The sequence below is a fragment of the Streptomyces sp. NPDC012888 genome, from assembly GCF_042900645.1.
Classification (GTDB): domain Bacteria; phylum Actinomycetota; class Actinomycetes; order Streptomycetales; family Streptomycetaceae; genus Streptomyces.
On the sequence record NZ_JBIBBM010000001.1, the window covers coordinates 460,069 to 473,739 of the forward strand.

At 71.0% G+C, this 13,671-nt stretch carries 14 protein-coding genes and 1 pseudogene; 11 read left to right on the top strand and 4 right to left on the bottom strand.

The annotated features are described in order from the left end of the window. Positions 1-261 precede the first annotated feature (261 nt). The 3 genes and pseudogenes from ACFY61_RS01980 (at position 262) to ACFY61_RS01990 (ending at position 2,939) form a co-directional block, all read left to right on the top strand. Complete coding sequence (locus ACFY61_RS01980; RefSeq protein WP_389465640.1) at positions 262-1,209, top strand: heme o synthase; 948 nt, start codon at positions 262-264, stop codon at positions 1,207-1,209. Between the two features lie 15 nt (positions 1,210-1,224). After that, a pseudogene (locus tag ACFY61_RS01985) lies at positions 1,225-1,554 on the top strand (hypothetical protein); the annotation flags it as partial. A gap of 197 nt (positions 1,555-1,751) precedes the next feature. Beyond that, entirely contained in the window at positions 1,752-2,939 is a 1,188-nt protein-coding gene (locus tag ACFY61_RS01990; RefSeq protein ID WP_389465642.1) for an amidohydrolase family protein, read from the top strand. Here ACFY61_RS01990 and ACFY61_RS01995 read toward each other — a convergent pair. The 4 genes from ACFY61_RS01995 to ACFY61_RS02010 form a co-directional block, all read right to left on the bottom strand. Continuing rightward, a complete protein-coding gene (locus ACFY61_RS01995; RefSeq protein WP_389465644.1) occupies positions 2,932-3,924 on the bottom strand; it encodes a heme A synthase in 993 nt (330 codons plus the stop codon). The two genes, ACFY61_RS01990 and ACFY61_RS01995, sit on opposite strands and share 8 nt — an antisense overlap. A gap of 4 nt (positions 3,925-3,928) precedes the next feature. Beyond that, complete coding sequence (locus ACFY61_RS02000) at positions 3,929-5,089, bottom strand: hypothetical protein (protein WP_389465646.1); 1,161 nt, start codon at positions 5,087-5,089, stop codon at positions 3,929-3,931. Between the two features lie 65 nt (positions 5,090-5,154). Continuing rightward, positions 5,155-5,922, bottom strand: a complete 768-nt coding sequence (locus ACFY61_RS02005; protein WP_389465649.1) for an ABC transporter permease — start codon at positions 5,920-5,922, stop codon at positions 5,155-5,157. Then, the gene (locus ACFY61_RS02010; RefSeq protein ID WP_389465650.1) at positions 5,919-6,845 is read right to left on the bottom strand and encodes an ABC transporter ATP-binding protein; all 927 of its coding nucleotides are present in this window, start codon (positions 6,843-6,845) and stop codon (positions 5,919-5,921) included. Before ACFY61_RS02010 ends, ACFY61_RS02005 begins: the two co-directional genes overlap by 4 nt. Before the next feature lie 165 nt (positions 6,846-7,010). Here ACFY61_RS02010 and ACFY61_RS02015 point away from each other — a divergent pair, with 165 nt between their 5' ends. From ACFY61_RS02015 to ACFY61_RS02050, 8 genes are all read left to right on the top strand, one after another. After that, positions 7,011-7,766: a helix-turn-helix transcriptional regulator gene (locus ACFY61_RS02015; protein ID WP_389465653.1), complete on the top strand. Its 756-nt coding sequence runs from the start codon at positions 7,011-7,013 to the stop codon at positions 7,764-7,766. Then, positions 7,763-9,178 carry a Fe-S cluster assembly protein SufB gene (sufB, locus tag ACFY61_RS02020; RefSeq protein WP_389465656.1) on the top strand — a complete coding sequence of 472 codons (1,416 nt, stop codon included), beginning with the start codon at positions 7,763-7,765 and terminating at the stop codon, positions 9,176-9,178. The genes ACFY61_RS02015 and sufB overlap by 4 nt, the downstream gene beginning before the upstream one ends. Before the next feature lie 71 nt (positions 9,179-9,249). Then, entirely contained in the window at positions 9,250-10,428 is a 1,179-nt protein-coding gene (gene sufD, locus ACFY61_RS02025) for a Fe-S cluster assembly protein SufD (RefSeq protein ID WP_389465658.1), read from the top strand. Continuing rightward, on the top strand, positions 10,428-10,745 hold the full coding sequence (locus ACFY61_RS02030) for a bifunctional 3-phenylpropionate/cinnamic acid dioxygenase ferredoxin subunit (RefSeq protein WP_389465660.1): 318 nt from the start codon (positions 10,428-10,430) through the stop codon (positions 10,743-10,745). The genes sufD and ACFY61_RS02030 overlap by 1 nt, the downstream gene beginning before the upstream one ends. 7 nt (positions 10,746-10,752) lie before the next feature. Beyond that, complete coding sequence (sufC, locus tag ACFY61_RS02035; RefSeq protein ID WP_389465663.1) at positions 10,753-11,517, top strand: Fe-S cluster assembly ATPase SufC; 765 nt, start codon at positions 10,753-10,755, stop codon at positions 11,515-11,517. Then, positions 11,514-12,770 (top strand): cysteine desulfurase, encoded by a 1,257-nt coding sequence (locus ACFY61_RS02040; protein ID WP_389465666.1) that lies wholly within the window; start codon positions 11,514-11,516, stop codon positions 12,768-12,770. Before sufC ends, ACFY61_RS02040 begins: the two co-directional genes overlap by 4 nt. A gap of 15 nt (positions 12,771-12,785) precedes the next feature. Beyond that, the gene (gene sufU / locus ACFY61_RS02045; RefSeq protein ID WP_389465668.1) at positions 12,786-13,250 is read left to right on the top strand and encodes a Fe-S cluster assembly sulfur transfer protein SufU; all 465 of its coding nucleotides are present in this window, start codon (positions 12,786-12,788) and stop codon (positions 13,248-13,250) included. Further along, positions 13,247-13,591, top strand: coding sequence for a metal-sulfur cluster assembly factor (locus ACFY61_RS02050; RefSeq protein ID WP_389465671.1), 345 nt, complete (start codon positions 13,247-13,249; stop codon positions 13,589-13,591). Before sufU ends, ACFY61_RS02050 begins: the two co-directional genes overlap by 4 nt. Positions 13,592-13,671 lie beyond the last annotated feature (80 nt).

Here is a 13,671-nt window from a genome sequence, read left to right on the forward strand (position 1 = left end):
TCCACATGTCTGATGTCCCGGTGACGAACGGTGCACCGGCGCGGTTCCGAGCCTACCCTCGACGGGGCGTGCAGCTATTCGAGTGCCTCCGCTCCGTCACTACCCTGTCACGTCTGTCCGGCGGTCGGCCCAACACGAGGCGACCCCGGCGCGGGGCCACGTGAGGGCAGCGTCTAGAGTGGCGTGGTACGCGCAAGTCCTTACCGGACGTCCACGGCCTGATTCCGCGGTCCGGGGCTTGCCAGGAGTCTTTCGTCAGGGGTGTGCGTGACGGCCGTCGAATCCCGTCCAGCGGGGGTGCTCGGGACGAGCCCCGATCACCGGCCGTTCGGGGCCCGGGTCATGGCTTTCGTGGCATTGACCAAGCCGCGGATCATCGAACTTCTGCTGATCACCACAGTGCCGGTGATGTTCCTCGCCGAGCAGGGCGTCCCGTCGCTGTGGCTGGTGCTCGCCACGTGCGTCGGCGGCTACCTGTCGGCGGGCGGCGCCAACGCGCTGAACATGTACATCGACCGGGACATCGACGCGCTGATGGACCGCACCTCGCAGCGGCCCCTGGTGACCGGCATGGTCAGCCCGCGCGAGGCCCTGGTCTTCGGCATCACCCTCGGCGTGGTCTCGACGCTCTGGTTCGGCCTGCTGGTCAACTGGCTGTCGGCCGCGCTGGCGCTCGGCGCGCTCCTCTTCTACGTGGTCGTCTACACGATGCTGCTCAAGCGCCGGACCACGCAGAACATCGTCTGGGGCGGTATCGCCGGCTGCCTGCCGGTGCTCATCGGCTGGTCCGCGGTGACCAACTCCATGTCCTGGGCCGCGGTCATCCTCTTCCTCGTCATCTTCTTCTGGACCCCGCCGCACTACTGGCCGCTGTCCATGAAGGTGAAGGAGGACTACGCGCGGGTCGGCGTGCCGATGCTGCCGGTCGTCGCCGGCAACAAGGTGGTGGCGCGGCAGATCGTCCTCTACAGCTGGGTGATGGTCGGCGTGTCGCTGCTGCTCACCCCGCTGGGTTACACCGGCTGGTTCTACACCTCGGTGGCGCTGGTCGCGGGCGGCTGGTGGCTGTGGGAGGCGCACGCGCTGCAGGCGCGGGCGAAGGCGGGCGTGACGGGCGCGAAGCTCAAGGAGATGCGCCTGTTCCACTGGTCGATCACCTATGTGTCGCTTCTCTTCGTCGCCGTGGCCGTGGATCCCTTCCTCCGCTGATTACTCGCCGGTAGCATGGCTGCCATGGGTTCTACGGACGACACCAAGCAGCAGCGCACCGCGGCGAAGCTCGCCAAGCAGATCGGCGCGTTCGGCAAGCAGCACGGCGGGGCGGAGGGCCAGCTGGCGTACATCGGCCAGGGCGGCACCCGCATCGTCCTGGTCGGCGAGGACGGCGGCTGGGGTGACCTGGTGGCCCCCACGCACGAGGTCGCGCGGCTGGCGGCGGAGAAGGCAGGCCTGAAGCTCCACGAGGAGTTCGACGGCGAGTTCGCGGCGAAGGTGCGGACCGGGCCGTACGAGTGGACCCGCATGGCCGGCATCCAGCTCGGCGGCCCCGCCAACCCGGCGCCGGCGCCGGCGCCGGTTGTCTCCGCGCAGCCCGAGCCCGAGCCCGAGCCCGCAGCCGAGGCGGAGCCGAAGCCCGAAGCCTGACGGGCGCGCCCCCTCGGGCACCTGCGCGAGCAACACCTTGACGCGGGGTCACCCGTTAGGACGTGTGGAAGAAGCGCACAGCCCACGTCCGCAAACGGGATGCCCGGATGATCGAAACGCCGCCCCTGGTGGACCAGCACTGCCACGGCGTGCTCCGCACCGAGCTCGGACTGGCCGCCTTCGAGGCCCAGCTGAGCCGCTCCGCGGCCCCGCCCGCCCCGGGGACCACCTTCTTCGACTCCCAGGCCGGCTTCGCCGTGCGCCGCTGGTGCCCGCCGCTGCTGGGGCTGGAGCCGCACTGCCCGCCCGTCCGCTACCTGGCCAGGCGGCGCGAGCTCGGCGTACTGGAGACCGGCCGGAGGCTGCTGCGCGGCTCCGGTACCGGCACGTACCTCGTGGACACCGGGGCCGCGGGCGACCTCACCCGGCCGGGTGAACTCGCCTCCGCCGGCGCCGCCCGGGCCCACGAGGTGGTCCGTCTCGAAACCCTGGCCGAACAGACCGCCGACACCTCCGGCACCGTCGGGGCGTTCCTCACCAACCTCGCCGAGGCCGTCCACGCGGCCGCCGCCACCGCCGTCGCCTTCACCTGTGCCGCCTCCGCGGCCTCGGCCGCCTCCGCCACCTCGGCACTCCCCGGCGGCGACGCCCCGGACTCCGCGGACACCCGTGCCGCCGCCGGCCGCTGGCTGGCCCACCGCGCCCGGGGCGGCCCGCTGCGGGACCCCGTACTGCTGCGGCACCTGCTGTGGAGCGCCGTGGAGACCGGCCTGCCGCTCCAGCTGCGCACCGGTGCCGGCACGCCGTACGAACGGCTCGACCGGACCGACCCCGCCCTGCTCACGGACTTCGTATGGGCCACCGCCGGACTCGGCACCGACCTGGTGCTGCTGCACGGCTACCCGTACCACCGCCAGGCCGCCCACCTGGCGGCCGCCTTCCCGCACGTGTACGCCGACCTGGGCGCGGCCCTCGGCCACACCGGGCCGCGGGCCGCCGAGGTGCTCGCCGAGCTCCTCGAACTGGCGCCGTTCGGCAAGCTGCTGTTCTCCAGCGGCGGCCGGAACCTGCCCGAGCTGCACGTGGTGGCCGCCCGGGTGTTCCGGGAGGCGCTCGGGCGCGTGCTCGGCGGCTGGGTGGCCGACGGGGCGTGGTCGCTGCGGGACGCCGAGCGGGTGGCCGGGATGCTCGCGGCGGGCAACGCCCACCGCGTCTACCGGCTGCCGGCCGGGACCGGGACGCCGTGCCCGCGCCGGCCGGTCCCGGCGGGAGCCGAGCCGGAAGGGCCTAGTTGACGGCGGACAGCGCCGGGTCGTTCTGCGCCGGGATGCCGGCCCGCTCGACGGGCCGTTCGCGCAGGGACAGGGCCAGCCGGAGCACCGCGATCCACACCAGGCAGGAGCCCAGCATGTGCGCCCCGACCAGGACCTCGGGCAGCTCGCTGAAGAACTGGACGTAACCGAGGGCGCCCTGGGCGAGCAGCACGAGGAGCAGGTCCCGGGCCCGGGCCCGGGTGTCGTCGGGGGCGTCGACCACCCGCAGCACCAGCCACATCGCCAGGGCCAGCGCGCACACCGCCCAGGCGGCCACGGCGTGCACGTGCGCGGTGGTCTCCCAGTCGAAGCCCATCCGCTTCACCTCGCTGCTGTCACCGGCGTGCGGACCGGAGCCGGTCACCACGGTGCCGGCGGCGATCAGTACGAAGGTGGTGACGAGCAGCGCCCGCGAGAGCTGACGGACCGGGGCCGGGACCCGGGGCCTGGCGGGGCCGTCCCCCTCGCGGGTGCGCTGCCAGGCGAGGGTGGTCACGCCGATCAGCGCGGTGGCGAGCAGGAAGTGCCCGGCGACGCTGTACGGGTTGAGGCCGGTCCGGACGGTGATGCCGCCCAGGACGGCGTTCGCGCAGACGATCCAGAACTGCGTCCAGCCGAGCCGGGTCAGCGAGCGGCGCCAGGGCTTGGCGGACCGGGCGGCGAGGATGTACCAGCCGACGGCCCCGCTGACCACGTAGGTCAGCATGCGGTTGCCGAACTCGATGATGCCGTGGAAGCCCTGTTCCGGAGTGGTGATCAGGCTGTCGTCGGTGCACTTGGGCCAGGTGTCGCAGCCGAGTCCGGATCCGGTCAGCCGCACCGCGCCGCCGGTGACGACGATGACCACCGTCATGACGAGCGCGGCGAGCGCGGCCCGCTGGACGATCCGGGGTGACGGGGTCCAGCGGGCGGCGATGAAGGCGAGGGGGTTCAACACGCCCCATATCGTAGGCGAACCCTTGTGCAAACTTTCACGAGGGGGTGCCGGACGGTGTCGGGGCGGCGGTGTCGGGGCCGGCCAGCAGCCGGAACCGGGCCCCGGCCGGGTCGCCCTCCTCCTGCCACCAGACGTGGACCCGCCAATAACCGGACGGACCCGGATAGTCCGGGCAGTTCATCCAGCCGTGCAGCAGCTCGGCACCCACGTCCTCCGCCGTCCGGTTCCGCACTTCCGCGGTGCTGTGCCAGGGATGTGACAGTACGTTCCACAGCCCGTCCGGGCCGCGCACCTCGAACCGCCACACCGCCAGCCACGGGGTGACCTCCAGCATCGTGGCCACGTGCTCCGGGTCCAGGCCCAGTCCCGCCGCGATCCGGTCCTCCTCGACGCCCTGGATCCTGGCCGCCACCACCGCCTGCGGCAGCAGCCGCTCGGGCAGCAGCCCGCCGGACCGCAGACCGGCCAGGGAGTCGAAGGACAGGTACCGCAGCCGCAGTTCCAGCTGCCGGCCGACGTGGTCCAGCGCCTCCTCGGCCTCCTGGAGCACGGCCGGATCCGTCTCACCGCCGGGGCCGGCCAGCAGCAGCCGGCGGAAGTCGCCCTCCGCGTCCACCGCCCAGGCCACGGCCTCCTCGGTCAGCCCCAGCTCGGCGAGCCGGTCCCCGAGGAACACCTTGGCCTGGGCCAGGCCGCGCCGGTTCACCTGGTCGTGCTGGTCGAGCCCGGCCCAGATCTCCACCGCGGTCCGGGTCAGGTCACGGGCCCGCTCGCCGGCTGCCCGCTCCATCGGGTTCGGGGACTCCTCGCCGGCCGCGCCCAGCGGGTACCGGGGCAGCCGCAGGGCGTCGCTGAGCGGCCAGGCCAGCCAGACCCCCTGGTTGATCAGGCCGCGGGCGTACCAGCGCGCGTACTCGGGGGAGTGGCCGGCGGCCTGCTGGGAGTGGTGCAGCCCCTCCTCCACCGCCGAGAGCGCCCCCGGCCGGTCGCCGCGGCCGAACCGCCGGGCCGCCAGATCGGCCAGCCGCAGGCCCAGCCGGGCCGCGCACTCCGGATCGGTCCGGGCGGGCTCGCGCAGCGCCGTGATCAGCTCGTCCAGCAGCCGGTCGGCCTCCGCCGGCTCGGCGTCCACGCCCTGCGCCCTGATCCGCGCCCACTGTTCGTCCAGCCGTAGAACGGCCTCTCGCTGCGCCATGCCCGCCCCCCGGCGTCACGTCCTGTGGTCAGGCGTACATCCTGGCACGGCCGGGGCGGAGGGGTTCATTCCCAGCGGAAGAAGCGGGCCGCGGCCCCCAGGCCCAGCACCGCCCAGCCCGCCAGCACCGCCGCCGCGCGCCAGGGCAGCACGGCCCCGTGCTGCAGCACGTCGCGCAGCCCGTCCGACAGCGCGGTGATCGGCAGCAGGCCCAGCACCGCCCGGGCGGCCTCCGGGAACTTCTCCAGCGGCACGATCACCCCGCCGCCGACCAGCAGCAGCAGGAAGACCAGGTTGGCCGCGGCCAGGGTCGCCTCGGCCCGCAGGGTGCCGGCCATCAGCAGCCCCAGCCCGGAGAACGCGGCCGTCCCCAGCAGGAGCAGCACGGCCACCGACAGCGGGTCGCCCTGCGGGGACCAGCCCAGCGCCAGCGCGATCACCGTCAGCAGCGCCACCTGGAGCACCTCGGTGACCAGCACCGACAGGGTCTTGGCGGCCATCAGCGCCCAGCGCGGCAGCGGCGAGGCGCCCAGTCGCTTGAGCACCCCGTAGCGCCGGTCGAAGCCGGTGGCGATGGCCTGGCCGGTGAAGGCGGTGGACATCACGGCGAGGGCGAGGACACCCGGGGCCAGGAAGTCCACGGACCTCTCCGCCCCCGTGTCGACGATGTCGACGGCCGAGAACAGCACCAGCAGCAGCGCCGGGATGACGACCGTCAGCAGCAGCTGCTCGCCGTTGCGCAGCAGCATCCGGGTCTCCAGCGCGGTCTGCGCGGCGATCATCCGGGTGACCGGGGCGGCCCCGGGGTTCGGGGTGAACGTACCGGCGGTCATCCGCGCAGCTCCTTGCCAGTCAGTTCGAGGAAGACGTCCTCCAGGGTGTGCCGCTCGACGGCGAGGCTGTCCGGCAGCACCCCGTGCTGGGCGCACCAGGACGCGACGGTGGCCAGCAGCTGCGGGTCCACGTCGCCGGCCACCCGGTAGACGCCCTGGGTGATCTCGGCCGCGCGGACCCCGTCGGGCAGGGCCTTGAGGAGGGAACCCAGGTCGAGTCCCGGGCGCCCGGTGAAGCGCAGGGTGTTCTCGGCGCCGCCACGGCACAGCTGCTCGGGGGTGCCGTGGGCGATCACCCGGCCGGCGTCGACGATGGCGACCTCGTCGGCGAGCTGCTCGGCCTCGTCCATGTGGTGGGTGGTGAGCACGACCGAGACGCCGTCGGCGCGCAGCTCCCGGACGAGGTCCCAGGTGGCGCGGCGGGCCTGCGGGTCCAGTCCGGCGGTGGGTTCGTCCAGGAAGACCAGCTCGGGGCGCCCGACCACGGCCATGGCCAGGGAGAGTCGCTGCTGCTGGCCGCCGGAGAGCCGGCGGTAGGGCGTACGGCCGCAGCCGCCCAGGCCCAGCCGTTCGACCAGGGCGGGGACGTCGAGGGGGTCGGCGTGCAGGGCGGCCATGTGGCGGAGCATCTCGACGGCCCGGGCGCCGGAGTAGACGCCGCCGGACTGGAGCATGACCCCGATGCGGGGGCGCAGGGCGGCGGCGTCGGCGAACGGGTCGAGCCCGAGCACGCGGACGGTGCCGGCGTCGGGGCGGCGGTAGCCCTCCGCGGTCTCCACGGTGGTGGTCTTGCCCGCGCCGTTCGGCCCGAGGACCGCGGTGACCGCCGACCGCCGTACGGTCAGGTCCAGGCCGTCCACCGCGGTCTTGGTGCCGTACCGCTTCACCAGTCCGCGGATCTCCACCGCGGGGTCGTTGCTCATGCGGGTGAGTCTACGGAGGGCGACAAGAGTGCCTCCGGGCCGGGGCGGCAGCCTCGTCCCTTAACTCTCCGTACATTAATTAGGTAACCCTTAGTGATGGATGCCACCAGTAGTGGCGTCCATCACGGCTTGTCGCCCCTCGGTTAATTACGCAACAATGGCGTTGTGAAAAACGGCGAACGGCTGATCGAGACCCCCCAGGGGGAACTCGCTACCGGGGAGCGGTCAACCCGCAACCGGGTCGCGCGGTCCATCCTGGACCACGGTCCGTCCACCGTCGCCGACCTCGCACAGCGTCTCGGCCTCACCCAGGCCGCCGTCCGCCGCCACCTCGACGCGCTCGTCGCCGACGACGTCGTCGCACCCCGTGAGCAGCGTGTGTACGGAGCGCGCACCCGGGGCCGGCCCGCCAAGGTCTTCGCGCTCACCGACTGCGGCCGCGACGCCTTCGACCAGTCCTACGACTCCCTCGCCGTGGACGCGCTCCGCTGGATCGCGCAGTCCGCCGGCGGCGGTGAGCGCGGCGAGGCGGCGGTGGCCGCGTTCGCCCGTGCCCGCCTGGAGTCGCAGGCCGAGACCTACCGGGAGGCCGTGGACGCGGTCGCCCCCGCGCAGCGCACCGAGGCCCTTGCCAAGGCGTTGACGGCGGACGGGTACGCTGCTACGGCGAAGAGCGCTCCCGGTCCGCACAGCGGTGAACAGCTCTGTCAGCACCACTGCCCGGTGGCCCATGTCGCCGAGCAGTACCCGCAGCTCTGCGAGGCGGAGACCGAGGTCTTCTCCCGCCTGCTCGGGACGCACGTGCAGCGACTCGCCACCATCGCCCACGGCGACGGGGTGTGTACGACCTTCATCCCGCGAGGCGCGGCACCCGCAACCACATCAGCATCTGCAAGCACGGCCGGGAGGAACCCCGCATGACCACGGAGACTGCTCACCCTGAGCTCGAGGGTCTGGGCAAGTACGAGTACGGCTGGGCCGACTCCGACGCGGCCGGTGCCGCTGCCAAGCGAGGCCTGGGCGAGGACGTCGTCCGCGACATCTCGGCGAAGAAGAACGAGCCCGAGTGGATGCTGAAGCTCCGCCTCAAGGGCCTGAAGCTCTTCGACAAGAAGCCCATGCCGACGTGGGGCTCCGACCTGTCCGGCATCGACTTCGACAACATCAAGTACTTCGTGCGTTCCACCGAGAAGCAGGCCGCTTCCTGGGAGGAACTGCCCGAGGACATCAAGAACACGTACGACAAGCTCGGCATCCCGGAGGCGGAGAAGCAGCGCCTCGTCGCCGGTGTCGCCGCCCAGTACGAGTCCGAGGTCGTCTACCACCAGATCCGCGAGGACCTGGAGGCCCAGGGCGTCATCTTCCTGGACACCGACACCGCGCTGAAGGAGCACCCGGAGCTCTTCCAGGAGTACTTCGGCACCGTCATCCCGGTCGGCGACAACAAGTTCGCGTCGCTGAACACCGCCGTGTGGTCCGGTGGCTCCTTCATCTACGTGCCCAAGGGTGTCCACGTCGACATCCCGCTGCAGGCCTACTTCCGGATCAACACCGAGAACATGGGCCAGTTCGAGCGGACGCTGATCATCGTCGACGAGGACGCCTACGTCCACTACGTCGAGGGCTGCACCGCCCCGATCTACTCCTCGGACTCCCTGCACAGCGCCGTCGTCGAGATCATCGTGAAGAAGGGCGGCCGCTGCCGCTACACGACGATCCAGAACTGGTCGAACAACGTCTACAACCTGGTCACCAAGCGCGCCGTGGCCTACGAGGGCGCGACCATGGAGTGGATCGACGGCAACATCGGCTCCAAGGTCACCATGAAGTACCCGGCCGTCTACCTGATGGGCGAGCACGCCAAGGGCGAGACCCTCTCCATCGCCTTCGCGGGCGAGGGCCAGCACCAGGACGCCGGCTCCAAGATGGTCCACATGGCGCCGAACACCTCCTCGAACATCGTGTCCAAGTCGGTGGCCCGCGGCGGCGGCCGCACCTCCTACCGCGGCCTGGTCGAGATCGGCGAGGGCGCGGCCGGATCGAAGAGCAACGTCCTCTGCGACGCCCTGCTCGTCGACACCATCTCCCGCTCGGACACCTACCCCTACGTCGACGTCCGCGAGGACGACGTGACGATGGGCCACGAGGCGACCGTCTCCAAGGTCTCCGACGACCAGCTCTTCTACCTGATGCAGCGCGGTCTCACCGAGTTCGAGGCCATGGCCATGATCGTGCGCGGCTTCGTCGAGCCGATCGCCAAGGAGCTGCCCATGGAGTACGCGCTGGAGCTCAACCGGCTGATCGAGCTGCAGATGGAGGGCTCGGTCGGCTGACGCCGCCCGCAGGCCCCCGCAGCGCAGATCCCCTTTGACGCAAGACGCAGGAAGAGAGCAAGACGACAGCCATGGCTGAGGCCCAGAACATTCCGGTGGGTTCCACCACCGCCGGCTCGATCGCGGTGGCCGCCGAGTCCACCGTCGCCACCAGGATGAGCGCGCCCCCGTCCTTCGACGTGGCCGACTTCCCCGTGCCGCACGGCCGCGAGGAGGAGTGGCGCTTCACCCCGCTGGAGCGGCTGCGCGGACTCCACGACGGCACCGCGGTCGCGAACGGCACCATGAAGGCCCAGATCGACGCGCCCGAAGGGGTCACCGTCGAGTCGGTGGAGCGCGGCGACGAGCGCATCGGCAAGGCCGGCACGCCGGTCGACCGGGTCTCCGCCCAGGCCTTCTCCTCGTTCGCCAAGGCCACGGTCGTCACCGTGCCCAAGGAGACCGTGCTCGCCGAGCCGATCCGGGTCGCCCTGCACGGCGAGGGCGGCACGACCTTCGGGCACACCGTGTTCGACATCAAGCCGTTCGCCGAGGCGATCATCGTGATCGACCACACCGGTGACGGCGTGCGCGCCGCCAACGTCGACATCCTCGTGGGCGACGGCGCCAAGGTCACCTTCGTGTCCGTGCAGGACTGGGACGACACCGCCGTCCACACCTCCCAGCACAACGCGCTGGTCGGCCGTGACGCCACCTTCAAGTCCGTCGTCGTGACCTTCGGCGGCGACCTGGTCCGCCTGCACCCCCGCGTCAGCTACGCCGGTCCCGGCGGCGAGGCGGAGATGCTGGGCGTGTACTTCACCGACGCCGGGCAGCACCAGGAGCACCGCCTGCTGGTCACCCACGACGCCCCGCACTGCAAGTCCAACGTGGTCTACAAGGGTGCCCTGCAGGGCGAGGGCGCCCACGCGGTGTGGATCGGCGACGTCCTCATCGAGAAGACCGCCGAGGGCACCGACACCTACGAGATGAACCGCAACCTCGTCCTCACCGACGGCGCGCGGGTCGACTCGGTGCCGAACCTCGAGATCGAGACCGGCGAGATCGTCGGCGCCGGCCACGCCTCGGCGACCGGCCGCTTCGACGACGAGCAGCTGTTCTACCTCCAGGCCCGCGGCATCCCGGCCGACGAGGCGCGCCGCCTGGTCGTGCGCGGCTTCTTCGCCGAGCTCGTCCAGCAGATCGGCGTCGCGGACATCGAGGAGCGTCTGATCGCCAAGATCGAGGCCGAGCTCGAGGCGTCCGTCTGATGACGTACCTCAAGGCCTGTGCGCTGAGCGAGCTGGAAGAGAACTCCCCCAAGCGGGTGGAGCTCGACGGCACGCCGGTGTCCATCGTCTCCACCGAGGGCGAGGTGTTCGCCATCCACGACATCTGCTCGCACGCGAACGTCTCCCTCTCGGAGGGCGAGGTCGAAGACTGCATGATCGAGTGCTGGCTGCACGGCTCGGCGTTCGACCTGCGCACCGGCAAGCCGTCCGGGCTCCCCGCGACGCGCCCCGTCCCCGTATACCCCGTAAAGATCGAAGGGGACGACGTTCTCGTCTCCCTCACCCAGGAGTCCTGAGGCACCCATGGCAACGCTTGAAATCCACGACCTGCACGTCTCCGTCGAGGCCGAGAACGGCGCCCGCGAGATCCTCAAGGGCGTCGACCTCACCGTCAAGCAGGGTGAGACGCACGCCATCATGGGCCCCAACGGCTCCGGCAAGTCCACCCTGGCGTACTCGCTGGCCGGTCACCCGAAGTACACCATCACCGGCGGCACGGTGACCCTCGACGGCGAGGACGTGCTGGCCATGGAGGTCGACGAGCGCGCCCGTGCCGGCGTCTTCCTCGCCATGCAGTACCCGGTCGAGGTCCCCGGCGTCTCGGTCTCCAACTTCCTGCGCACCTCCGCCACCGCCATCCGCGGCGAGGCCCCCAAGCTGCGCACCTGGGTGAAGGAGGTCAAGGAGGCCATGGAGCGTCTCCAGATGGACCCTGCCTTCGCCGAGCGCAACGTCAACGAGGGCTTCTCCGGCGGTGAGAAGAAGCGCCACGAGATCCTCCAGCTCGAGCTGCTCAAGCCGAAGATCGCGATCCTCGACGAGACCGACTCCGGCCTGGACGTCGACGCGCTGCGCATCGTCTCCGAGGGCGTCAACCGGGTCCGCGAGAGCGGTGAGGTCGGCACCCTGCTGATCACCCACTACACGCGCATCCTGCGCTACATCAAGCCCGACTTCGTGCACGTGTTCGCGAACGGCCGCATCGCCGAGTCCGGCGGCGCCGAGCTCGCCGACCAGCTGGAGGCCGAGGGCTACGACAAGTACGTGAAGGGTGGCGCGACCGCGTGACACAGCTGCCTGGCCTCCTCGACATCGAGGCGATCCGCAAGGACTTCCCCCTGCTGGATCGTGTGGTCCACGACGGGAAGAAGATCGTCTACCTGGACTCCGCGGCGACCTCGCAGAAGCCGCGCCAGGTGCTCGACGCGCTGAACGAGTACTACGAGCGGCACAACGCCAACGTCCACCGCGGCGTGTACTTGGTCGCCGAGGAGGCCACGGCCCTGTACGAGGGCGCCCGCGACAAGGTCGCCGCCTTCGTCAACGCGCCGAGCCGCGACGAGGTGATCTTCACGAAGAACGCCTCGGAGTCGCTCAACCTGGTCGCCAACATGCTCGGCTGGGCCGACGAGCCCTACCGGGTCGACCACGAGACCGAGATCGCCATCACGGAGATGGAGCACCACTCCAACATCGTCCCGTGGCAGCTGCTGTCGCAGCGCACCGGCGCGAAGCTGAAGTGGTTCGGCCTCACCGACGACGGCCGGCTCGACCTGTCGAACATCGAAGAGGTCATCACGGAGAAGACGAAGATCGTCTCCTTCACGCTGGTCTCCAACCTGCTCGGCACCGTCAACCCGGTCGAGACCATCGTCCGGCGGGCGCAGGAGGTCGGCGCCCTGGTGCTGATCGACGCCTCGCAGGCCGCTCCGCACATGCCGCTGGACGTGCAGGCCCTCGGCGCCGACTTCGTGGCCTTCACCGGCCACAAGATGTGCGGCCCGACCGGCATCGGCGTCCTCTGGGGCCGCCAGGAGCTGCTGGAGGACCTGCCCCCGTTCCTCGGCGGCGGCGAGATGATCGAGACCGTCTCGATGCACTCGTCGACGTACGCCCCGGCCCCCCACAAGTTCGAGGCCGGCACGCCCCCGATCGCCCAGGCCGTCGGCCTGGGAGCGGCCGTGGACTACCTGTCCGCGATCGGCATGGACAAGATCGCCGCCCACGAGCACGCGATCACCGAGTACGCCGTCCGGCGCCTGGCGGAGGTCCCCGACCTGCGGATCATCGGCCCCACCACGGCCGAGGACCGCGGCGCCGCGATCTCCTTCACGCTGGGCGACATCCACCCGCACGACGTCGGCCAGGTGCTGGACGAGCAGGGCATCGCGGTCCGCGTGGGTCACCACTGCGCCCGTCCGGTCTGCCTGCGGTACGGAATTCCCGCGACCACGCGAGCGTCTTTCTACCTGTACTCCTCTCCCGCCGAGGTCGACGCGCTGGTCGACGGGCTGGAGCACGTACGGAACTTCTTCGGCTGACGAGGACGAGGCGCTGTGAAGCTGGATTCGATGTACCAGGAACTGATCCTGGACCACTACAAGCACCCGCACGGGCGTGGCCTGCGCGACGGTGACGCCGAGGTGCATCACGTCAACCCGACGTGCGGCGACGAGATCACGCTGCGCGTGAAGTACGACGGCGAGACGCTCACCGACGTCTCGTACGAGGGCCAGGGCTGCTCCATCAGCCAGGCCAGCGCCTCCGTCCTGAACGAGCTGCTGGTCGGCAAGAAGCTGGACGAGGCGCAGCGGATCCAGGACACGTTCCTGGAGATGATGCAGTCCAAGGGCAAGATCGAGCCCGACGAGGCGATGGAGGAGGTGCTGGAGGACGCGGTCGCGTTCGTCGGCGTCTCCAAGTACCCGGCTCGTGTGAAGTGTGCTCTGCTGAGCTGGATGGCGTGGAAGGACGCGACGGCCCAGGCTCTGGGCGACGCCGCGGAGAGGAAGACGGCATGACCGAGAACGCGACGCCCGAGGCGTCGATCAAGCCGGCCACCGAGGAGGAGGTCCGCGAGGCCCTCTACGACGTGGTCGACCCCGAGCTGGGCATCGACGTCGTCAACCTGGGCCTGATCTACGGCATCCACATCGACGACTCGAACGTGGCCACGCTGGACATGACCCTGACGTCGGCGGCCTGCCCGCTGACGGACGTGATCGAGGACCAGGCCAAGTCCGCGACCGAGGGCATCGTCAGCGAGCTGCGGATCAACTGGGTGTGGATGCCGCCGTGGGGCCCTGACAAGATCACCGACGACGGCCGCGAGCAGCTCCGCGCGCTCGGCTTCAACGTCTGATCCGGTTCCTCCGGCCGAGAAGCCCCCGAAACCCCCGGCACCGCCGTGCCGGGGGTTTTGTCGTCCCACCGTTGCGTACG